This is a genomic window from Erysipelothrix tonsillarum DSM 14972 (genome assembly GCF_000373785.1).
Lineage (GTDB): Bacteria > Bacillota_I > Bacilli_A > Erysipelotrichales > Erysipelotrichaceae > Erysipelothrix > Erysipelothrix tonsillarum.
The window spans coordinates 221,702-244,123 of sequence record NZ_KB892379.1; the positions used below are offsets into that span (position 1 = coordinate 221,702).

Annotated in this window: 18 protein-coding genes; 15 read left to right on the forward strand and 3 right to left on the reverse strand. The window is 39.5% G+C overall.

All coding sequences use genetic code 11. The features are described 5' to 3' along the window. Positions 1-55: 55 nt before the first annotated feature. The 3 genes from B096_RS0106755 to B096_RS0106765 are packed head-to-tail and all read left to right on the forward strand — an operon-like array spanning position 56 to position 3,864. A complete protein-coding gene (locus B096_RS0106755) occupies positions 56-667 on the forward strand; it encodes a YesL family protein (RefSeq protein ID WP_018579987.1) in 612 nt (203 codons plus the stop codon). Then, positions 645-2,378: a sensor histidine kinase gene (locus tag B096_RS0106760; RefSeq protein ID WP_018579988.1), complete on the forward strand. Its 1,734-nt coding sequence runs from the start codon at positions 645-647 to the stop codon at positions 2,376-2,378. Before B096_RS0106755 ends, B096_RS0106760 begins: the two co-directional genes overlap by 23 nt. Further along, positions 2,371-3,864, forward strand: a complete 1,494-nt coding sequence (locus tag B096_RS0106765; protein ID WP_018579989.1) for a response regulator transcription factor — start codon at positions 2,371-2,373, stop codon at positions 3,862-3,864. Before B096_RS0106760 ends, B096_RS0106765 begins: the two co-directional genes overlap by 8 nt. 56 nt (positions 3,865-3,920) lie before the next feature. On the opposite strand, the gene B096_RS0106770 is transcribed toward B096_RS0106765, so the two are convergent. From B096_RS0106770 to B096_RS0106780, 3 genes are all read right to left on the reverse strand, one after another. After that, positions 3,921-5,099: a multidrug effflux MFS transporter gene (locus B096_RS0106770; RefSeq protein ID WP_018579990.1), complete on the reverse strand. Its 1,179-nt coding sequence runs from the start codon at positions 5,097-5,099 to the stop codon at positions 3,921-3,923. A 200-nt stretch (positions 5,100-5,299) separates the two neighbouring features. Beyond that, positions 5,300-7,411, reverse strand: a complete 2,112-nt coding sequence (locus B096_RS0106775) for a GH92 family glycosyl hydrolase (protein WP_018579991.1) — start codon at positions 7,409-7,411, stop codon at positions 5,300-5,302. Positions 7,412-7,421: 10 nt separating this feature from the next. After that, a complete protein-coding gene (locus tag B096_RS0106780) occupies positions 7,422-8,450 on the reverse strand; it encodes a GntR family transcriptional regulator (RefSeq protein WP_018579992.1) in 1,029 nt (342 codons plus the stop codon). Between the two features lie 180 nt (positions 8,451-8,630). Here B096_RS0106780 and B096_RS0106785 point away from each other — a divergent pair, with 180 nt between their 5' ends. From B096_RS0106785 to B096_RS0106840, 12 genes are all read left to right on the forward strand, one after another. Further along, on the forward strand, positions 8,631-9,926 hold the full coding sequence (locus B096_RS0106785) for a glycoside hydrolase family 125 protein (protein ID WP_018579993.1): 1,296 nt from the start codon (positions 8,631-8,633) through the stop codon (positions 9,924-9,926). Position 9,927: 1 nt separating this feature from the next. After that, entirely contained in the window at positions 9,928-12,600 is a 2,673-nt protein-coding gene (locus tag B096_RS0106790) for an alpha-mannosidase (protein ID WP_018579994.1), read from the forward strand. Next, positions 12,597-13,991, forward strand: a complete 1,395-nt coding sequence (locus B096_RS0106795; protein ID WP_018579995.1) for a glycoside hydrolase family 1 protein — start codon at positions 12,597-12,599, stop codon at positions 13,989-13,991. The genes B096_RS0106790 and B096_RS0106795 overlap by 4 nt, the downstream gene beginning before the upstream one ends. Then, positions 13,991-14,881, forward strand: coding sequence for an ROK family protein (locus tag B096_RS0106800; RefSeq protein ID WP_018579996.1), 891 nt, complete (start codon positions 13,991-13,993; stop codon positions 14,879-14,881). The genes B096_RS0106795 and B096_RS0106800 overlap by 1 nt, the downstream gene beginning before the upstream one ends. Then, positions 14,865-15,758 carry an ROK family protein gene (locus B096_RS0106805; RefSeq protein ID WP_018579997.1) on the forward strand — a complete coding sequence of 298 codons (894 nt, stop codon included), beginning with the start codon at positions 14,865-14,867 and terminating at the stop codon, positions 15,756-15,758. The genes B096_RS0106800 and B096_RS0106805 overlap by 17 nt, the downstream gene beginning before the upstream one ends. 47 nt (positions 15,759-15,805) lie before the next feature. Further along, positions 15,806-16,768 (forward strand): type I phosphomannose isomerase catalytic subunit, encoded by a 963-nt coding sequence (locus B096_RS0106810; RefSeq protein WP_018579998.1) that lies wholly within the window; start codon positions 15,806-15,808, stop codon positions 16,766-16,768. Between the two features lie 87 nt (positions 16,769-16,855). After that, the gene (locus tag B096_RS0106815; protein ID WP_018579999.1) at positions 16,856-17,548 is read left to right on the forward strand and encodes a histidine phosphatase family protein; all 693 of its coding nucleotides are present in this window, start codon (positions 16,856-16,858) and stop codon (positions 17,546-17,548) included. Positions 17,549-17,590: 42 nt separating this feature from the next. Further along, positions 17,591-18,796, forward strand: coding sequence for a GNAT family N-acetyltransferase (locus B096_RS0106820; protein WP_244264582.1), 1,206 nt, complete (start codon positions 17,591-17,593; stop codon positions 18,794-18,796). Positions 18,797-18,843: 47 nt separating this feature from the next. Next, entirely contained in the window at positions 18,844-19,584 is a 741-nt protein-coding gene (locus B096_RS0106825) for an HAD hydrolase family protein (protein WP_018580001.1), read from the forward strand. Positions 19,585-19,693: 109 nt separating this feature from the next. Continuing rightward, entirely contained in the window at positions 19,694-20,920 is a 1,227-nt protein-coding gene (locus tag B096_RS0106830) for a hypothetical protein (RefSeq protein ID WP_244264583.1), read from the forward strand. Between the two features lie 10 nt (positions 20,921-20,930). Continuing rightward, a complete protein-coding gene (locus tag B096_RS0106835) occupies positions 20,931-22,067 on the forward strand; it encodes an SPFH domain-containing protein (protein WP_018580003.1) in 1,137 nt (378 codons plus the stop codon). Then, complete coding sequence (locus B096_RS0106840; protein WP_018580004.1) at positions 22,060-22,422, forward strand: hypothetical protein; 363 nt, start codon at positions 22,060-22,062, stop codon at positions 22,420-22,422. Before B096_RS0106835 ends, B096_RS0106840 begins: the two co-directional genes overlap by 8 nt.

Here is a 22,422-nt window from a genome sequence, read left to right on the forward strand (position 1 = left end):
GGGTATCGTTTGATATCCCGATTTTTGCTATGATTATGAAGTCAAGGGGGTATATATGGTTGCAACTACAATTACAAATGTCTTTGAACGGGTTTATACCGTGATGAAGATGAGTTTGATGTTTTGGGTTCTAACGCTAATGGGTGGTATCATTTTAGGTGTTGGACCAGCATTCATGATTATCATGGGAATGTATCACGAACATGGTTGGGAATATCGTGCTTATGCATGGGGTAATCTTGGAATACTGTTTAAAACACATTTCATACGTGGCAATGCATTGTTTTACAGTGTTTTATTACCACAGACACTTATTGCCTATAATATTTATCTCGCAACTCAAGTTCGACATCCACTCTTTTTTGTCCTGGATTTTATGTTAATCGCAATGATAATTTTCCTATCAATTGCATATATCTACGGGCTTATGATTCAGGCGTCTTATGAAATAGATTTTTATAATCTACTTAAACTTAGTGTTATTTCTGTATTTGTTAATTTCTTTAAAATCTTTCGTATCCTTATGTTAATGATGTGTGTACTCGCACTAACATATCGATATAAGGGATTAATTCTTTTTGGCAGTGTAGGCTTGTTTATCGTGCTCATGCACTGGAGTTTGCGGGGATGGATTCAGGAAGTTGATGAAAAGATTGAAGTTCTTTAGTGTTGATACAGATAATACAAGTTTAATGAAAAAATTAATGAAGTCGTATTCAATCATTCTAATAATCATTATTACAATTTTTGCCATTTCAGTGGGTTATGTAACATCAAAACGAGACAATGATGAAGCGGTTTTGCAGAATAAGGCAATCAGTAAAAAAATGACCGAAACAATTGAAAACTATGAGCAAGATCTTCGCAAAATTGTATTTGACTTATTTACGGATGCCGATCACGTACAAAGCATGAAAGATTATTTATATATGGATCTTCCGACCTATTATACACAACAATTATCGCAAGAACCGTTTATTTTTTTTCCGAAAGACATTCAAAAACTCTATGATCGCTATGATGGGATTGAGGGTTTTATGATTACATTGAATAATTCGAATGATCTGTATTACTCACACACATTACAAAAAATGGGGTATAAACCAAAAAAAGTTCCCAATATTGGGGAACAGTTGGTATTTCATCGCATTTTAACGAATTATGATTCGTATGATCCTGTGGGAATTATTCATTTAATTGCCGATACACAAAGCATCAATACCCAAATTGATTCCATTAATCATTCAGTGCCACGATCAATTTATATTTTGACAGAGAATGGAAAAATTAAGTATGCTTATACTGATCGTGAAGATGAGGGATTGGGTGTTATGTTGCGACAAAGTTATGAGTCTGGGCGAGATTATAGTAGCCTCATTGACCAACACTATTTAAAGCATGAAGTATTGTTGGGAAATGGAAACCGTATTGTTGTTGCGGTAAATCGCGCTGATATTCTAGCGAAATCTTTTAAGACATATGCTTCGGTAATCCTCGGTAGTATTGTCTTGGACGTGTTGTTATTGTGGTTGCTGTTTCGTACATTTGGTAGATACAGTCATCAAGTTGATGATATCTTACAATCTATGAATCGGGTTAAAGCTGGAGCGATTGATTTCCGCATCCCTACCGAAGACAAAGAGGATGAATTGAATGACATCGCAATCGGGATTAATGAAACGTTAGACAGTATTAGTCGATATGTCGAAGAAATTTATCAGCTAGAAATACGTCAACAGGATATTAATCTACGCGCCCTTCAATCACAGATAAATCCGCATTTTCTCTATAATACACTCGAATTCATACGGATGTATGCTGTGAGTGAAGGGGTTGATGAACTCGCTGATGTTGTTTATACGTTCGCTAGTTTGTTGCGAAACAATATTTCGTTAGAAAAAACGACGACTTTGTCGAAAGAATTGGAATTTTGTGAGAAGTATGTCTACTTACACCAAATGCGTTATCCCAATCGAATCGCCTATAAATTTGATATCGAAGTAGGGTTAGAACAAATTGTTGTACCTAAATTTACCATGCAACCGCTCATTGAAAATTATTTCGTGCATGGAATCGATTTTGGACGGGTGGATAATGCAATTAAAGTGAGCGCTTATCGTGACGGTCGTCACATCGTACTGGAAGTATCTGACAATGGCAAAGGGGTATCGAAAGATCGTCTTTCTCATATTCAAAAACTGATTGATGATTCAGTTTTTAATATTAATGATCATAACTCGGTAGGGTTACTCAATGTTCATGAGCGCCTTAAGACTTACTTTAATGATGCGAATTATTATATGACCATCAGTACGAACCATCAAAATGGATTTACAGTAACGATGCGATTTGATGAAGAGGGGGAATATCATGTATAACGTATTACTTGTGGACGATGAATATATGATTTTAAGTGGACTTAAAAAAATTATTAATTGGGACGTGTTAGGAATTCGATGCATAGGGACGGCGGCCAATGGTGAGGAAGCTCTCGAATTTGTACGTATTCATCCAGTTGATATTGTTGTGACCGATGTTAGCATGCCAGAACGTTCTGGTATTGAATTTGTTCAAGCAGCCCAAGAAGAGGATATCAATTTCAACTTTATTGTATTATCAGGATATCAAGAATTTGAATATGTAAAAGAGGGGATAAGATTGGGGGCGGAAAACTTCCTTTTGAAACCAATAAGTAAAGTTGAGTTAAATGAAACCTTGCGTAAAACCGTATTAAAGTTGGAAAATGAAAAACGTCATGCTCGAACTGACACGTTATTATTTGAGAGTACTTTGGAACGGTGGGTTAATGATGATATTGATAGCGTTGATTTACGGAGGATTTTGAAACAAGTTGGGAAACCGCTGCAGGCGCATGCACTTTATACATGTATGATTATTACCCATATTCCAGAACATAATCAGGATATGTGGATTAAATGGCTTATTGAGCATGACCAATATTATGCATTTTATGATGAAACAGATTTAGTGATAATCCTTGAGGCGGACCGTATAGATTTCGATCGTATTCGCAAAGATCTATCACAACACGCAGATCACCAAGAACAAATTATTGCTGTTGGGGAAATCTTAGTGCCTTTAGAAGAGGTTCCTAACAGTTATCAACAGGCGGAGACAATCGTGAGTGTTGCCCGTTTTTATGGGGATCACCCGATTACGGAACGGATGATGTTGAAAAATAAACTAGAGCGCAATGAATCGTTGTATGAAATATCGTTTAAAAAATTTCACCATGCTTTATCAATTGGAGATATTCAATTAATCAAGCATGAAATCGGTGCGATGTTTAAAATGTTGTTTGAGTATGAAGCGGAACCGGAATATGTTCGCTATATTGGTTTTATAATCTTTTCTGATATTTATCGTCAACAAGAAAGTGTTGGTTCAGAGATGTACCATGATTTATTGCACGAATTAAATGATTGTGACAGTATTGCGGATATACGTGAAGTACTGCATCATGCGCTAGAAGCAACACGGAAGGACCATGTTTTAAAACAACATAACCCAAATATTCAAAAGGTTTTACACATTGTATTGAAAGATTACGCTAAAGATATTACCATTAGTTCTATTGCGGAATCGCTCCATATGAATGCGATGTACTTAGGTCAGTTGTTTAAGAAAGAAACAAATAAAAGTTTCTCGCAATATTTAAATCATTTCCGCATTAAAGAGGCACAGAACTTATTACTTAAATCCAATCATAATATTAATGAAATCGCGGAGCTTGTTGGATATACAAGTTCAGGATACTTTTATAAAAACTTTAAAAAAGAATGTGGTATTTCGCCTAAAGAATATCGAGAACGGTATTTGAATCAACCGGAGCGTATACGCTAAATAAAAAAAGCCTTAACCGAAATTAACGTGTTAAGGCTTTTGTGTTATGGATTCCCTTAATGAGTCTTCATTTTAAGGGTGTAGATAGATAAACTGATTAAAGCAAGAGCAAGAATTACAAAGTAACTTGGCATCAACAACATGCTGCCGTTATGCAATGTAGCCATAATCCGAACGAGTAGACTGATACAAAGGTAGTAACCTAAACTGAATAATGACCCTGCGGTCCCATAGACATCTTCAAATCCATTTAAGGCAAGACTGATCGCATTTGAAAGGGCAATGGCTGTACCAAATCGAACGATAACCATTCCCCCAAGATAGTAGAGGATGGAAGGTGATTGGGTAGCATAAACCATAGTTACACTACCGATTCCAAAAATAATATTCCCAATTAGAATAATCCGTTCGGGTTTAATGTAGTTTAAAAGTTTCTGTGTTAATAGTGCCCCAAGAATGGTGGCAATTGCAAAGAAAATGCTGTAACTTCCAATTTCTGTTAATGAACGGTTAAAGTATGCTTGCAAGATTATGGGTGCTTCTGCGTAGTAGCAAGACATCACTGCGTTCATTACCGCAATAAAGAATCCATAGATCCAAACGGTTGGAGTTTTTACCAGTCGTTTGAACACAACGTTTGCGCGGATTTTTGAGGCGTTCGCTTGAATGCGAGTCTCAGGAAGTTTAATATAGGCAAGCACTATGACACTTATGCCCATTGCAAGCAATACTCCTAATAAAGAGTGCAGTGTATAGTGGTCGACAATCAAGCCTCCCAATACAGGTCCAAGTGCTGGTACAAAAGCGAGCCCGATGGAAACTTTAGAAAATAATTTGTTCCGTACTTGCGGAGAGAAGGCTTCGCGCAAAATTGTCTGAGTTGTAACCGATGCGGTAGCAATTCCGAACGCGAGAATAGCGCGTCCTAAAAGGAAAAGCACAAAATTGGGTGCGAAAAACGCCAGAATTGCTCCGACAAGATATATTAGAAATCCGTAAAGCATGGCGGGTCTTCGTCCATGGGCATCGGAATACGTGCCCCAAAAGAGTACGCCGCATGCAAAGGCTGCGAAATAAATGCTAATGCTATTTTGTGCATGGTTCGCGCTGACCAAAAAAGTTTGCATCACATGTTGTAAAGATGGGGCAAATAAGGCTTCATGAAGTTGGGGAAAACCCAATAAAATAATAATAAGTAAAAAAGTTGGTTCTGAATTTACGATGTTTTTTCTCAAAAAATAGTCCTCCTATCGATTCGAACGTTGAAAAAAAACATCAAAACCGGGTAGGGGCGCAATTTTTTTAATGATTGAAGTATAAGTCATCATTAATGCTCCTTTAGATAATTATTACTATACCATATTTCTTCACGAAATAAATATAATCAAAAACCCCTTTTTCTATATCAAGATTAAGGGGTTCGTATTATTAAAAATTACTTTTGGGTTACTGAGTAAGGATCGTCACTGTTGAACCAATTATGATTAGGGACAATTCCAAGGGTAAATTCCAAGTGACCGCCGTTCATGATCAAGTCATGTGGTAATACTTTTTGGTGGTAGGGTTCACCATTGAAAGAGACATGTTGAATAAAATTACACTGTGGGTGGTTATTATGGGTGGTAACACGGAAGGTATTTCCATTGCTTAGGCGTATGCGAGCATGGTCGATGAGGGGAATTCCAATTACATACTCGAGACTTCCGGGACAAACGGGATAAAAACCCAAGGCACTAAAGAGGTACCACGCGCTCATGCTACCATTGTCCTCATCTCCAGGGAAATGATTATTGAAGCAATGGGTCATCAATTGTCGCAATAAGACTTGTCCGGAGCTGGGTTGGTCAGCGTAGCTATAAAGGTAGGGAATATGAAAGGAAGGCTGATTGGATATGGCCATTTGCCCAAAATCGATTGCGGCCATTTCACTCATTTCATGAATTTCAAAACCATAACTTCCGACATCAAATTGAGGTGTTTGGTTAACCAATGCATCTAATTTTTGAGAGAAAACCGTTTTCCCACCATAAAGATTTACAAGCCCTTGGATATCGTGATAGACTCCAAAACTGTTTTGCCATGCAGAACCTTCGGTATAAGCTCCACCCCAACGATGACTGAGGAAAGGTTCTTCAAAATTCCCAGAGGTATCACGTCCTCTCATAAAACCAGTTTTAGAATCAAAAAGATTACGATAGTTATATGATCTGGAAAGATAGTCCGATGCATCTTGTGGTCGGTGACAATAAGATGCAAGTTGCGCAATACAATAATCCGAATAAGCATTATCGAGTGTTTGATTGACGCTTTCCCCGTAATGATTGGGGACGTATCCGTATTGAAGGTAATCCTCGACAGCACGTCTTCCATAATGGGGATTCTTTGACTCATGAGATGCAGCATGAATCATGTAATTAAGGAATGTATCGGCATCTTCACTTCCAATTCCTTTTAGCATTGCATCCGTGATAACGGCATCAATCAGTGTTCCAGGCATAAGACCACGTTCATCGGGAGAAAGCCATTTGGGTAGGTACTGAGTGTGTTGTGCATGATTCAAGAATCCCTTTAAGCTGAGTGCATATTGAGAATGGTTAATTAAACTCATTAAGGGATATACAGTTTTATAAGTATCCCAAAAACCATTGTTTGTAACCATGTAACCGGGTTGGGTACGCTTCGATTTTGTATCAAAATGACAAGGGTTTAAGTCTAGATCTAGTTCATAAAACGTCATGGGAAATAAATGAGCGCGATAGAGACAATGACGAAACATTATAGCTTGCTGGGGATTATGATGCGTAATTGTGATTGCATTCAGTGCTTCATGCCACAACATAGCAGTCATTTCATATGTTTGATCAAAACTGTGTTTTTCCCGCGTTAAATTAAGGTGGGCCTGGTCCATGGATTGATGGGAAAAAGCCCCATAGACTTCAAGCGTTGTCGCAGTAGTTTGAAAAACATAGAGTTCAGAATTGACTTGCTGCAGTACTCCAGGAACACTAGGTTTTAAGACGAAATACATTTTGAGGTTTGGGTCTTCGCAGCCGCTTGGATTTGATACCCATCCCTCTAGCACATCCCCCTGTTGTGTGACTTCGATATGGTTTATAGCGCTGAACGCTAAGGAAAGGGGTTGATGAGCATTAAAGCGTAGTGCAACACCATATGTAGAAGCTGTAAGTTCGCTGGTTAAATCATATCGAGGTATGTATAGTTTAAGATAATGCGGTTCAAAAAGAGCTTCATGGTTGCGGTAAGATGCTTGAATGTCGTATAAGGATGAAACCCGTTGTTCCCCGGCAAATGGCGTCAACAACATTGATGAAAAATCACCCATCCACGGGCTGGGTTGGTGCGTTAGGCGAAGGCCTTGAAAAGTTTGGTCGTCAGGATGAAACCACCAACTTCCTTTGGATGCATCCGTTTGTGGTGCGAAATAATTCATTCCGAAAGGCACCCCAGTATAAGGGAGCGTGTTTCCTTTCGAAAAAGCATGGCGGTTATCGGTTCCAATACGGGTATCAATCTTAAATGTGGTCATGATTACTCCTTTAATCAGTTGATTTTCGTTTTATTAAGGTTACATCGAGAACTTGCGTAGAGACTGGATGGCTAGGATTCTTGATAAGCGCTAATAATTCTTCCATAGCCACACGCCCAATCGCTTCAAAATTTTGGGCGATTGTTGTTAGGGGCGGATCAACATAAGCACTGGCTTGGGTATTATCAAAGCCGACAATTTTCAGGTCTTTTGGAATATCATACCCGAGCGCTTTTAAGTCGTTCATAAGGTTCAATGCAAGGATATCGTTAGCGCAAACAAGACCGCAAGTGCCGCTATCTAGATGTGATATCAACTGAGCTTGGACGGCTTTATTATCTTGAGACCATAGAATGGGTGCGCGAGAAAAACACTGTTGATAATCGGAAAGTGCCCGTAAGTATCCAAAATACCGGGAGCGAATGGAAGAAACATTTTCAATTGTTTCGGAAGTTATGAACAAGACATCTTCAACACCTTGATCGATGAGATGCTTCGTAGCTTCATAACCACCCTGATTATTATTTGATACAACAGTGGTAATGGGCATACCAGATACTTCTTTATCTAAAATTACCACAGGAATTTTACGTGCATAAAGTGGAAATACTGCTTCAAGAGCATCGTGATTGTCGACTGGGTAAAAAATAACACCGGCATATTGATCAAATTGGATTTCTAAATCATAGCGCTGAATGTGAAGTCGATATGGCGTGCCATGAATTGCTTTAAGCATTCCCGAAGTGTAATCTCCAAAATTTGAAGCATCGGGAAAAGGCATCATAAAGAGTAAATCAAAGACATCTTCGGATGACTTTTTTATGTTAGTATCCGCAACAAAACTGCCTTTTCCCTGAATCCTATAAATTAACCCATCTCGTTCTAATTCATTTAATGCGCGTTTTGATGTAATCCGGCTTACGTTATACCTCGTTGAAAGTTCAAGTTCCGTTGGTAATTGACTGTTAACCGGTAAGTTACCATTCATAATATCGCGTTGGATTTCGTTTTTAATCTTCTCATACAATGGTTTGGTCATTGGTAAATCTCCGTCTCTAGTTGATATATCATATCAAAATTATAGCATGTTTAAGGCTTATTTCAATCCAATAAAACGTACATAAAAACCTATAATTTGTTCGTTATTTAATCAATTGGTATATCATACAATGAATATGTAATTATTAAATATAAATTGATATATCAATTAGGAGGCGTTATGACGACATACCAAACAGTTCCACAGTGTGTAGAAGAACTGATTCAACACATTAAAACAGTGTGCGGATCCGAGCATCGGGTCTGGGCAGAAATCTTTGAAAATGTCTTTTCAAATACCTTGTTGACAACCGTCAAACGGATTGCAGAGGATGACACTTTTGTATTAACGGGCGATATTCCGGCAATGTGGTTACGTGATTCCACTGCTCAAATTCGTCCTTACCTTGTTTTAGCCTCTAAGGATCTGGAAATCAAACAATTAATCCGTGGCGTTATTGGCCGTCAAATCTTTTGTATCAATCATGAACCGTATGCCAATGCTTTTAATGAAACGGCCAATGGAGCAGGACACCAAACAGACGACACATTGATGACGCCTTTTATTTGGGAACGAAAATATGAAATTGACTCTCTTTGTTACCCGATTCAACTGTCTTACTTGTATTATCTTGAAACACAAGATGCAAGCATCTTCGATGCGGAATACACCAATGCGGTACGCACTATCTTAGATTTATGGGAGAGAGAACAAAATCACGACCAGTCCCCTTATACATTCCAACGACATACAGATCGTAAAGAGGATACTTTAGTGTGCGGGGGAAAAGGTACGCCGGTGGGATATACCGGGATGACATGGTCAGGATTTAGACCCAGCGATGATGCATGTGAGTATCACTATCTGGTGCCGTCAAATATGTTTGCGACCGTTGTCCTTGGTTATATTGAAACCATTTATACTGACATTTTGGATAATGAGACCATTGTTTCGCAAGCATCGTTATTACGGGAAGCTATTACGGCGGGCATCGAAACGCATGGCGTCGTGGAACAAGAAATGGGTTCGATTTATGCCTATGAAGTGGATGGATTCGGCAATGCGAGTCTTATTGATGATCCGAATGTTCCATCGTTACTTGCAGCACCTTACCTTGGTTATTGTGCATGGGATGACCCGTGCTACTTAAGAACCCGCAAGCACATATTAAGTCCTGCTAATCGCTATTACGTTTCTGGAACCTATGCATCTGGATGTGGAAGTTCTCATACACCAAAAGGTTATATTTGGCCTATTGCCTTAGCCATAGAGGGTCTTACAACACCGGACAAGGAAACAAAACAAACCATTTTGAATACCTTGGTGCAAACCGATGGTGGTACGAAAATGATGCATGAGAGTTTTGATGTCGAAGACCCAAACCAATATACCCGCGAGTGGTTTTCGTGGGCGAACATGATGTTTTGTGAATTGGTCATGGACTACTTCGATATTCGTGTCAGAAAGGAAGGATAAGATGAAGAAAAAAGTACATATCATATCTCATAGTCATTGGGACCGGGAATGGTACCTTCCATATGAACAACATCATATGCGTTTGGTGGAATTGATGGATGATCTTTTGATGCTATTTGAAACGGACCCAGAATTTAAAAGTTTTCATTTGGACGGTCAGACTATTCCTTTAGATGATTATTTAGCAGTACGACCAGAACGACGTGAGGCAGTACGTGCGGCGACAGAATCAGGAAAACTTAAAGTGGGCCCATTCTATATATTACAAGATGATTTCTTGATCAGTGCTGAAGCCAATACGCGCAATATGCTTGTCGGATTGGATGAAAGCAAGCAATGGGGAAATCCCGTAATGCTCGGATATTTCCCCGATACATTTGGCAATATGGGTCAGGCTCCGCAATTAATGAAACAAGCCGATATAAATGCAGTTGCATATGGTCGGGGTGTTAAAACGACGGGGTTTAATAATGTAGTGGTTGATGAAGCTTATGTTTCAAATTACTCTGAGCTGATTTGGCAAGGTGCTGATAATACGGAAATTTTCAGTATCCTTTTTGCGAATTGGTATAGCAATGGAAATGAAATTCCCGTTGAAGTAGAAGCAGCCAAAATTTTTTGGGATCAAAAATTGGCAGATGTTGAAAAATATGCATCAACGCGTCATCTGTTAATGATGAATGGGGTGGACCATCAACCCGTTCAAAAAAATGTGAGTGAAGCCATTCGAATCGCAAATCAACTCTATCCTGAATATGAATTTATCCACAGCGATTTCGATACTTATTTAAATGAAGTTATGGCAGAAATTCCAAATGATTTAGGACGTGTTAAAGGAGAACTAACCAGTCAGGAAACGGATGGATGGTATACCTTGGCGAATACGTCATCAGCTCGTGTTTATTTAAAACAAAAAAATACAGCGGTTCAAAATTTGTTGGAACTTATTGCGGAGCCATTGGCAACTATGGCGATAGAGCCTGCAGATTATCCACATGATCCACTACGCTATGCTTGGAAAACACTTATGCAAAATCATCCCCACGATAGTATTTGTGGTTGCTCTGTCGATGCAGTGCATCGTCAAATGATGACTCGATTTGAAAGTGCAGAGGAGGTGGGGATTTACGTTAAAGAAATAGCGCTATCGCAATTAGAACAAAAGCTGAATACATCGATGTTTCCTAAATCAAGTCGACCCTTTACGGTAGTGAATACATTGGGTACTAAACGCACAGACACCGTAACCATTACTTTGGAATGGGAACGACTTCCATTTAATCAATCGAAACCTAATGTTTTGTATCAAACATTGGAGGCGAAGGAACTACCAACACTTTGTGTTCAAGACGAACATGGAAAACCTGTGTTTGCGGAAATAATTGATTCGTGGGTTCAGTTTGATTTTGACTTGCCTAAAGATGGGTTTAGAGTTCCTTACATGGCTAAAATGGTGAAAATCAGATTAGCTTGTACCTTACCAGGATTAAGTTGGCAAACATTTGCACTCTTAGAAGGAACCGCAGCATTAAAGCCATGGATCCCGTCAACAGAATATAGCCTTGAAAATGATTATTTAAAGGTGTGTTTAAGTGAAACTGGTGTCGTTGATGTATACGATAAAACTCATGATAAATCGTATCAAGATGTGTTTTATTATGACAATGCTGGGGATATTGGTAATGAGTATATTTTCAAGCAACCCTATGGCGATATAACGATTACAAGTCGCGGTGTTCCTGCGATAATTCGTAAACTTGAATCGAGTCCCTTGAGGCAACGCATATCGATGACCCAAGTGATCGAAATTCCCATCAGTGCAGATGCCTTACTTGAGTATGAGCAGGCGTCTGTGACCGAGATGCGTCAGCGACAAGCAAAACGAAGCAGTCAAACCTTACCACTAACCATAACAACCGAGTTCACCTTAGAACAAAACAGTCAAGTATTAAAGATTGAGACGCGTTTTAAAAATGAGATGAAAGATCACCGCTTGCGTGCATGTTATCAGGCTGGATTTAAGACAACCCATCATCAAGCTGAAAGTATTTATGAAGTCATCACCCGTCCTAATGCTGTAAGTAAAGCATGGGAAAACCCATCCAATCCTCAACATCAACAGGCTTTTTGTGGCTTATACAAAGAAGGACAAGGCATGATTGTTGGAAATGAAGGTCTGAATGAATATGAAATTATAAATAACGATACGATTGCTGTCACAGTGTTGCGTTGTGTTGGTGAGCTAGGGGATTGGGGTTATTTCCCAACCCCAGAAGCACAATGTTTGGGTGAACATCATGCAACCATGTATCTAGCGTGTCATGGAGATTGCGACCGTATTGAAACCTACCAAGCCGTTAAAGCAAAACAAGTGGGCTTTCAAAGCGCACAATGTAGCCGCCATGATGGCCCTTTGGCACCAACTTTTACCTACCTTGCGTGTGAAGGAAAGCAGGCGTGGATGACATCATTAAAACGAAAAGAGCACGAAATAGATCCGATTTTGCGTGTATACAATATGAGTTCTGAAAAATCAAGTTTGTTATCCGTATCAATTCCCAATCATACTGTTTTTAAATCGGATGTATTAGAACGAAATCGGGGCAACTTTGATGGAACGCTCAAACCTGCGGAGATACTGACACTACGTTTCAAAAAGGAGGTACAGGTATGAAACCAAGCAATGATTTGAAATTTCCTTCAGGTTTTTGGTTTGGGGCGGCGACTTCGGCTCCGCAAAGTGAAGGAGCCGCTCTGCTTGATGGTAAAAGTCCTAGCACATGGGATATGTGGCATCGACTAGATCCCAATCAATTCGACCAGCGCATGGGTCCAAACCAAACCAGTGATGTGTACCATCACTATCGTGAGGATGTGAAGCGTATGCAAGCAATGAAGTTAAATTCTTTTCGAACCTCAATTGCTTGGACTCGCCTGCTACCGGATGGAAAGACAATTAATCCAAAAGCAGTATCCTTTTATCGTGACTATTTCACGACTCTCAATGAAGCTGGTATTGAGCCAGTTATTAATTTGTTTCATTTTGATATGCCGTGGTGGTTAATGGAAAAAGGGGGATGGGAGTACTCCGGCATTAGTGATGCATTTGCTTACTATGCCCGTGTTTGTGTCGAAACGTTTGGCGATCTTGTGACATATTGGACGACATTTAACGAACCAATCGTGCATGTAGAATGCAGTTACCTCTATGGTTACCACTATCCCGCCATTCATGATTTTAAAAAAGCCATTCAAGCAGGATATCAAACCATCTTAGCGCATGCAAAAGCAATTCAAGCGATGAGGGAAGTGGAACCGACGCTAAAACTTGGTACGATTTTGAACCTGACTCCCGTGTATGGAAAAAGCGACGGTCCAGAAGATGTGAAAGCACGACAGATTGCGGATCTATTGAATACTAAAAGTTTTCTGGATGGGATGGTGTTAGGACAATTTTCGGAAGCATTGAAAGTTTTGCTCCGAGAAAATAAATTGATGCCGAAAACAAAACCAGAAGATCTCAAGGTAATTGCAAACGTTTCACTTGATTTTATTGGGGTGAATTATTATCAACCACGACGCGTTCAAGCACCGCACACAACGCATATTCCAGCACAAGACCCAAGTGATTTCTATTTGCCTTATGAGTGGCCTAACCGTCGTATGAATCCTTATCGCGGATGGGAAATCTATCCGGAAGCGCTCCATGACATTGCGAGCCTGATTAAAACGGACTATCAAAACATTCCTTGGTATCTTTCAGAAAATGGGATGGGTGTTGCTCATGAAGAACGGTTTATGGATGCATCAGGGATAATTCAGGACGATTATCGAATTGAATTTATTTACGATCATTTAAAAGTTTTGGAAACAGAAATTCAAGCCGGAGCCAATTGTTTTGGCTATCATTTATGGACATTTGTAGATTGTTGGTCGTGGTTGAATGGTTATCGCAACCGTTATGGTTTTTATCGAGTGGATCTCAAAACACAAAAACGCTATGCAAAAAAAAGCAGTATTTGGATGCATGATGTTATTAAGCATCATCAAGGGGGGATTGAGTGATGTCATATTTGATTTTTGATTGGGGTGGAACATCCGTAAAACATGCAGTGTGGGATGGTAGGGTGCTATCGCAGCATGGGTACTTCAAAACACCCGCCACATGGACTGCAATGAAAGAAGCAATGAATGCAGTAGTCAGGGATTCAACACATGAATTTCAAGGGATTGCAATTTCATCGCCAGGAAGCGTTGATGTACAACGCGGTGTGGTGGGTGGCATAAGTGCGATACCTTATATTCATCATTTTGAGATTGTTAAGGAATTAGAAGACTTGTTTCATCTACCTGTAAGTATTGAAAATGACGCAAACTGTGCAGCACTCGCGGAAGTGTGGCAAGGGGTGGCAAAAGATGAAAAGGACGTGTTATTTGTTGTTGTGGGAACCGGCATTGGGGGTGCGGTCATTCTTGATGGTAAATTAAAACGGGGCTCCCAGCGCTTTGCTGGAGAATTTGGATGCATGATTCTTGATGGGCACGAAACCTTTAGTATGCTTGCAACCCCAGTACACATGGCGGAGCGCTACTGCAATCGTAAAGGCTATGCATCGGATGCAATATCGGGAGAAGAAGTCTTTGCGCTTGCTAAAACAGATGCACTTGCGATGGAGGAAGTGTCAAACTTCTACGATTACCTAGCGTTAGGACTTTATAATTTACAATTCACGCTCGATCCAACATGCATTGTTTTAGGTGGCGGTGTCTCTCAATACCCAAATCTCATTCCAGAATTAACACAACGCGTAAATCGCTATCTCCATGATGCACAAATTAAGGATGTCGTTATCAATTTAAAAGCATGTGCTTTTCATAATCATGCGAATCTAATGGGGGCAGTTGCAGCGCACCGTATCCAATGTGGAGGAACTGATCATGAACTACGCGGTTAGTGTTGATATCGGCGGAACCAATACACGAGTGGCGCTGGTTGATGAACGTGGGAAGATTCATCAACGAGATATGTTCTCCACAGATATTGAAAACCCTCACCTTCACCTTCAAAATATTGAACGTGTAATCCAAACTTATGACACACCAATATTAGGTGTTGGCATGTCATGTCCGGGTCCGTTAGATTTAAAAAATGGGATCGTTTTAACACCGCCCAATTTACCGGGATGGCACCATTTTCCACTTCGAGATGTAGCAGAAAAACGATTACAATGTCCGGTTTGGGTAGAAAATGATGCAAATCTTGCTGGTCTTGCAGAGGCGTGTCAAGGTGCTGGTCAAGGATGTGCAATCGTGCAGTTTTTAACCATAAGCACAGGCGTTGGTGGGGGTCTTATTCTCAATCGAAAAATATTTCAAGGTGCTCATGGATTTGCCCAAGAAATTGCGAACATCATTCTCGTACCGCAAGGGCATCAATTGAAGCCACTTATGGCAGGAAGCTTGGAATCAATGTGCAGTGGAACGGCTATCGTTGCGCGTGCACAGACAATAGGCTTGCATGTTGTACATGCAGGTGATGTCGTAGCATATGCAGATCAAGGTAATGCGGGAGCGCAAGCTATTATCGATGATTGCAAAGAATATCTTGCAAATGCTTTGGCCGGGATGATAGGTGTCTTAGATCCTGATGTTATTGTGTTGGGTGGTGGTGTCGCCCTGAAAATTGAAGGTTTTATTGAAGATGTAACCTGCCGGGTAAAAGCAAAGGTATACGACGTTCAAAAAGAACATGTAATGATTAAAAGAGCACAACTTGGTGATGACAATGGTCTCATTGGGGGTGCGTTACTTGTGTTTAATTCACTTTCATAAGTGTTGTGGTTGGCCACAACACGTGACCAACCTTTAGGGAGGTTAAAATGGCTGTAATTAAACTCAGTCCAGCATTCAAAGATTATCTTTGGGGTGGGACAAAATTAAAAGAAACATATCATAAACAAACAGAGTTAGAAGTTGTTGCTGAAAGTTGGGAAGTTTCGACACATCCCGATGGTGCCAGTCGGGTCGCAAGTGGACCGGATGCGGGGAAAACACTCGCTGAATATATCAAGTATTACGGAACACAAATATTAGGGGAACGTGCACAAGATTATGATTTTTTTCCCATTCTCGTGAAATTTATTGATGCGAAATGTGATTTATCCATTCAAGTTCATCCAAATGATGAATATGGATTGGAACATGAAGGGGAATACGGTAAAACAGAAATGTGGTACATTCTTGAAGCTGACCCGGATGCCGCAATCTATTATGGAACTCAAACGAGTTTAACACCTGACATGTTTGCGCAAGCAATCGAATCGAACACCGTTTTGGAAGTTTTAAATCGGGTGCCGGTTCAAAAAGGAGATGTTGTTTTTGTGGAAGCGGGAACCCTTCATGCGATTGGTGCGGGTATTGTGATTTGTGAAATCCAACAGAACTCCAATACAACGTATCGTGTTTACGATTTTAATCGCCAAGATGCTAAGGGACGTACCCGGGAACTGCACATCAAGCAGGCATTAGAGGTATCGAATCTTGAACCACTGAATACCCAGTTTAAACCGCAAGGAACCTTAACTCAATATGATACTTATCAGAAACAGTGTCTTATTGCTTGTCCATATTTTAAAACTACACGCATCGATGTGTATGGGGAAATGATGTTGGATGTCGATGGACTAAGCTTTAATGCCTGGGTAGTTCTTGAAGGCGAAATGACAATCAGTCATCATCAAAACACATTATTGGTTAATGCTGGTGAAACTGTTTTTATTGAGGCACAAACCATTGGAATTACCGTAAATGGAAGTGCAACATTTTTAAAAATTTCTGTTTAAAGTGCCGTCGGCACTTTTTTTGTGAGAAAACTCAAAGCAGGACTGCTTCGAAACTGCTATACTATGACAGTATGGTTGGAGGTAAGTATGAATAAACCAATTAATGTATATGTCATAAGACATGGAAAAACGATATTTAATAATTATGATCGCATGCAAGGATGGAGTGATACGCCTTTGCTTGAAGAAAGTGAACGTCTTGCGGAAGTGCTTGGAACCAATTTACGTCATATTGATTTTGACGCAATTTACTCCAGTGATAGTGGACGTGTTTATCAAACGCGAGATTGTATAATCAAAGGGTATGGCCGTGATTTACCAAAACAAGCTGATCGACGTTTCCGTGAGTTCTTCTTTGGTCATTTTGAAGGCGTACCAGTTGTGGAATTATGGACTAAAATTGCTGACCAACACGGTTATGATAATTTTGAACACCTACAAAAAGAAGTGAACATGATTGACCGATTGGATTGGATTCATCAATTAGAAGATTGTGGTGCAGAATCAGGATCTGTTTTTGAAAAACGTATCGTAGAAGGTCTAGAAGATGCATTAGCAGATGCGCGCAAACATGGTTATGAAAATGTAATGCTTGTCTGTCATGGTGCTGTATGTGCCCAACTTTTTAAATTATATGCCGAGGGTGTGTGGTTAAAACGTAGCCCAGAAAACTTGAGTGTTTCCAAACTGGTATGTGATGAGACGTCAAAGTCTTTTGAGTTTGTAAACGATACAACAATGATTCAAGAGACTAACGATTGTAAAGAGACACAAATTTAATTATAATAAGTACAAAGAGGTGAAAGAATGAGTAAGCATTCTATGCACAGAAAATTAAAACTTAAAACTGTAACAATTGATGACATAGACCAGTTTAATGAACTTTTACGCTATGTCTTTCAAGTTACAGGAGAAGAAATCATCAGTTCAGGCTACGAAGACGAAGAGGAAATTGTGCGCGCGAAGCGTCCAATCCTTAGCCAAGCTGATGTTTTTGGTTGGTATAATCAAGATGAATTAGTTTCGCAAATTGCGATCTATCCGTGTGAAGTGAATATTCATGGAACGTTGTATCAAATGGGCGGTGTCACAGGTGTTGGAACGTATCCAGAATATGCGAATATGGGGTTAGTGCGTGAACTCATTCAAAAAGCATTGGAATCGATGCGCGAAAACAAACAATATATTTCGTATTTATATCCTTATAGTATCCCGTTTTACCGTCATAAAGGCTGGGAAATTATTTCTGACCAGATGTCGTTTACCTTAAAAGATAGCCAACTACCCAAAACCGTTCCAGTCAAGGGTCATGTCGAACGTTTAGAAATTGATGATGACGATGTATATCGTGTTTATGATCAATTTGCACGCAATAACCATGGCGCGATGATTCGTGATCGTCTTGCATGGGAAGAATATTGGCGATGGGAAAATGAAGAAGATCGCTATGCTGCCGTTTATTATAATGCAGATGAAGAGCCTACCGGCTTATGCTTTTATTGGATTTCTGATGAAATCTTTAACATTAAAGAAATGATTTTTATTAATCAAGATGCTCGCAAAGGGTTATGGAATTTTATTACCGCACACTTTTCAATGATTGAAGAGGTACGTGGAAAGAATTATTCAGGGGAGCCGATTGCGTTTTATCTTGAAGATAGCGATATTGTGGAGACAATCCAGCCATATTACATGGCCCGCATTGTGGATGTGGAAGGATTTCTCAAAGCATATCCTTTTGCGGATGTGTGCGAACCCTTTCATTTTGTAATCGAAGATTACGCTGCACCTTGGAATCAACGTACATTTGGTATTGATTGGGACGAGGATGAGAAGATCGTCATCAGTGACGAAGCAGTAGGTCCGGAAATTAGTTTGGATATTGGTGCCTTGACAACATTGATGATGGGATATAAATCCGTATCCTATTTAGCGCGATTAGGACGTATCGTTGGGTCGCAACGGGCTTTGCGCAATCTTAAACGGATTGTCGTTGCAGATCGGGTGTATTTCTCAGATTATTTTTAAACGACTTATGACTCAAAAGATATTTATAGGAAGATATGAGGCAGATTATGAACTTTGTTTTTGATATAGACGGCACAATATGTTTTGATTATACGGATATCAGTGAAGCAGGTACAATGCTTTTAGAAACGCTTGAAAAGGCAGGTCACACGGTTATGTTTGCATCCGCGCGTCCGATTCGAGATATGGTACCCGTACTTAAAGAACGTTATCGCGACTACACTTTGATTGGTGGAAATGGTTCCATCATCTCAAAGAATCGTGAAATCGTTGATGTATGCTTATTTGAACAGAATTTGGTAGATGAAATTATGACCATCTTGCGCGATGAGGAAGTAATCTACCTTGCGGATGGGCAGTGGGACTATAGCTATAATGGCGATGGGAGTCATGAATTAATGCAATATGTAAATAAAGGGGGACTCGGTCACAATCTACCCTTTGAAGCGCTTCAGGGCGTCATGAAGCTCATTGTGTTGGAAGCAACGGATATGGATCGAGTTCAAAATCGTCTTAAACACTTGCCGGTTCGATTTTATCGACATGAAACAACCGACACCTTAGATATCCTTGCATATGAGACATCCAAATACCACGCACTCAAACGATTAGGAATTGATGAATATGTAGCAATGGGGAATGATATCAATGATATAGAAATGCTTGATCATGCGAATCCCGGTATTATGATTAATTATAATGAACGCTTGGCGCCATATGCTGATTATCAAGTTGATTATGATGAAAACTATCTTGCGAATATTTTAGATATCATCAATAATCTTTAAAAGACAACTTAGGTTGTCTTTTTTTGTGCCTTTAATTACACCAACGTACCCTTTTAAGACATTAAAGTGAGAATTCCAACTCGAACTTTTAAAATTAATATAAAAAGGGGTGGATGACTTGAATAAAAAACACTTTATAAGATGGGTGAAAGATTTTAAAATCTTTGTCGTGATGGTTATTGTAGGTGTCATCACATTGAGTTGGGTCGCTTGGGATTTACGACCTGCTCAGATGCGTAATGCACGATATACCAATACGATTGACTATGCGACGGTTGAAGGATCCTATGATTTTGAAAGCATTTATGACTATTTTGAAAATGCAGGAGCGAAAGTTTCAAAGAGTTTATTTAAACTTCAAAAACCATATGTCTATACTTCAAATCAAATTGATATGGTGATTGATGGATATGAACTCGTGGAACTTGAACGACCAATTCGTTTAGGAGATTCTACACGAACAGCGAATACCAATCGCTACCTCATCGCAAGCATTACCATTAATAATGGAACCGAAAGTTCCGTCGTCGTAAAAGATTTCCGGAACGTAGCCTTTGAAAAAGATTATTTATCAACTTCAAAAGCAGATGCTTCCTTTACCGGATTTGATTGGGCAAGTACGGGTTCGACGGGTGGCGAGGTAACCATTGCTGCAGGCAAAGAGAAACAGGGTGTTCTCTTTATAGGCCTTGATGCCAACGGCTATGCAAATTTATTTATGGAAGGCAGCATCAAACTGGAAACGCCTGAAATTCGTACGGAAGATGATATGGCGAATGACTGGTTATTCAGTGCTTACCGCCAAATTGATTTACCAGTAGCTGAATCGGAAGTGGAAAAAATCTATGATACTGTTGATGCACTACCAACCAACATGTTGCGATCAGCACAAGGACACGGTGTTACGACCGAACGATACGAACCGGATGTGACCTTCTTTTCTGACGATAAGGCTTTGTCTGCAACAATTGAACGCATCGATTTTGTAAATGGGGAATATAAACCATCGTATCTTGAGACACATCGTTATTCCGAAAAAGGAATTCAACGTTCCATGGTTTATCGCGTACGCTATGAAAATCATGGTTCAAAACCCATCCAAGTATCGGATTTACAAACTTCGCTTGAATCGGCCAATGCTGGACGCAAGCGCTCAAACTATCCCATGTATTCGCGAAATTTCATTAACCCAAATGAACCGCGGGAAGTGATTTATGAATTTGAAGAACGTTCCAATTCTGTCGTTAAGATGAGTCTTGGAGATCAATTAGAATTTTCTGTGGTATCTGAGAATAATCGAACATTATTAACAGGAACCTTTACATTAGAAAAATAGGAGGCTTATTATGGCATTAATCGATATCGTAAAATATGAAGGCAATCAAGACATCTTCGCGTGGAAATACCCAGGTGATGAACTAACTACCTTTACACAACTGATTGTAAATGAATCACAAGCGGCAGTACTTTTTAGAGAAGGGGTTGCTTATGATGTCTTTGAAGCAGGAAGACATACGCTTGAGACCGCAAATATTCCGCTTTTAAATAAAATTGTGAATTTACCATTTGGTAAAAAATCACCGTTTAAGGCTGAGGTTTGGTTTGTTAATAAGGCGCATACCTTAGATATTAAATGGGGAACTACTTCACCAATTCAAATTCAAGATCCAAAGTATGGTATTTATGTTCCATTAAGTGCTTACGGACAATTTGGAATTACTGTGAATGATCCTAAACCTTTCCTTGTGAAGTTGGTTGGAACGTTACCAAGTTTTGGGCGAGAAGATATCATCAATTACTTCCGTGGTTTCTATAATACGCATGTTAAAGACGCTATTTCAACCTATCTCGTTGAAAAACGAATCACCGTTTTGGAATTAAGTGCATATCTTAAAGAACTTTCGGAATCGATGAAAGAGCAAATGCAACCCACTTTTACCGAATACGGTATCGACTTGTTGAATTTCTATATAGCAGATATCAGTGTTCCTGATAATGACAAAGCGGTAATGCGACTTAAAGAGGCCCTTTCCAAACGTGCGGAAATGGACATTGTCGGATATGATTACAAACAAGAACGCTCATTTGATACACTACAAAGTGCAGCTGAAAATGAAGGCAGTGCGGGCACACTGATGGGTGCTGGAATGGGTCTTGGTATGGGTGCAGGCCTAGGAAAAACGGTTGGAAATGAATTTGGACATGTGATGTCTGAAGTGAGTTTTGAAAAAACACCTTCATGTCCTCATTGTGGGGCCGAAGTATCTGAAAAAGATAAATTCTGTGGCAACTGTTCTGAAGTATTGAACAAAGTGATGACGGAATGTCCAGGTTGTGGTGCGGAACTTAAAAGTGAAACCCAAAAATTCTGTCATGAATGTGGCACAAAACTGATGAAAGCATGTGAACAATGCGAAGCGCCCTTAGCGCCAAATGCAAAATTCTGTGCTGAATGTGGAAAGAAGGTCAGCGACGATGAATAAAAATCATAACTTAACATTTATCGTAGCGTTGATTACGATTCTTACCACGGTGCTTGTAGGATTTCTTGGTGGGTTTATTTCAAATATTATGTTTCTTTGGGTTTTGGTCACTGAAGTCGTATTTTTCCTCATTTCATTCGTTGTAGTGGGCGTCAAAGAAACCTTTTTGAAAAGCAGTATGGCAACACTGATGGTTCTATATGCTATTATTTCAATTGCATATACGTTAATTGTCGGTACCATCTCAGGTAATCCAAGTAATTCCATCTTAATTGGACAAATAATTATTCATGCGTTGCTTGTAATGTTATTGCTCTTTTTTAAAAATAAATCAGACCGATTGGATTCTAAGTAA

What these genes read in the sequence shown, in the direction of transcription:
- B096_RS0106755 (WP_018579987.1), top strand. Translation starts at nt 56, where the DNA reads ATGGTTGCAACTACAATTACAAATGTCTTTGAACGGGTTTATACCGTG.
- B096_RS0106760 (WP_018579988.1), top strand. Translation starts at nt 645, where the DNA reads ATGAAAAGATTGAAGTTCTTTAGTGTTGATACAGATAATACAAGTTTA.
- B096_RS0106765 (WP_018579989.1), top strand. Translation starts at nt 2,371, where the DNA reads ATGTATAACGTATTACTTGTGGACGATGAATATATGATTTTAAGTGGA.
- B096_RS0106775 (WP_018579991.1), bottom strand. Translation starts at nt 7,411, where the DNA reads ATGACCACATTTAAGATTGATACCCGTATTGGAACCGATAACCGCCAT.
- B096_RS0106780 (WP_018579992.1), bottom strand. Translation starts at nt 8,450, where the DNA reads ATGACCAAACCATTGTATGAGAAGATTAAAAACGAAATCCAACGCGAT.
- B096_RS0106785 (WP_018579993.1), top strand. Translation starts at nt 8,631, where the DNA reads ATGACGACATACCAAACAGTTCCACAGTGTGTAGAAGAACTGATTCAA.
- B096_RS0106790 (WP_018579994.1), top strand. Translation starts at nt 9,928, where the DNA reads ATGAAGAAAAAAGTACATATCATATCTCATAGTCATTGGGACCGGGAA.
- B096_RS0106795 (WP_018579995.1), top strand. Translation starts at nt 12,597, where the DNA reads ATGAAACCAAGCAATGATTTGAAATTTCCTTCAGGTTTTTGGTTTGGG.
- B096_RS0106800 (WP_018579996.1), top strand. Translation starts at nt 13,991, where the DNA reads ATGTCATATTTGATTTTTGATTGGGGTGGAACATCCGTAAAACATGCA.
- B096_RS0106805 (WP_018579997.1), top strand. Translation starts at nt 14,865, where the DNA reads ATGAACTACGCGGTTAGTGTTGATATCGGCGGAACCAATACACGAGTG.
- B096_RS0106810 (WP_018579998.1), top strand. Translation starts at nt 15,806, where the DNA reads ATGGCTGTAATTAAACTCAGTCCAGCATTCAAAGATTATCTTTGGGGT.
- B096_RS0106815 (WP_018579999.1), top strand. Translation starts at nt 16,856, where the DNA reads ATGAATAAACCAATTAATGTATATGTCATAAGACATGGAAAAACGATA.
- B096_RS0106820 (WP_244264582.1), top strand. Translation starts at nt 17,591, where the DNA reads ATGCACAGAAAATTAAAACTTAAAACTGTAACAATTGATGACATAGAC.
- B096_RS0106825 (WP_018580001.1), top strand. Translation starts at nt 18,844, where the DNA reads ATGAACTTTGTTTTTGATATAGACGGCACAATATGTTTTGATTATACG.
- B096_RS0106835 (WP_018580003.1), top strand. Translation starts at nt 20,931, where the DNA reads ATGGCATTAATCGATATCGTAAAATATGAAGGCAATCAAGACATCTTC.
- B096_RS0106840 (WP_018580004.1), top strand. Translation starts at nt 22,060, where the DNA reads ATGAATAAAAATCATAACTTAACATTTATCGTAGCGTTGATTACGATT.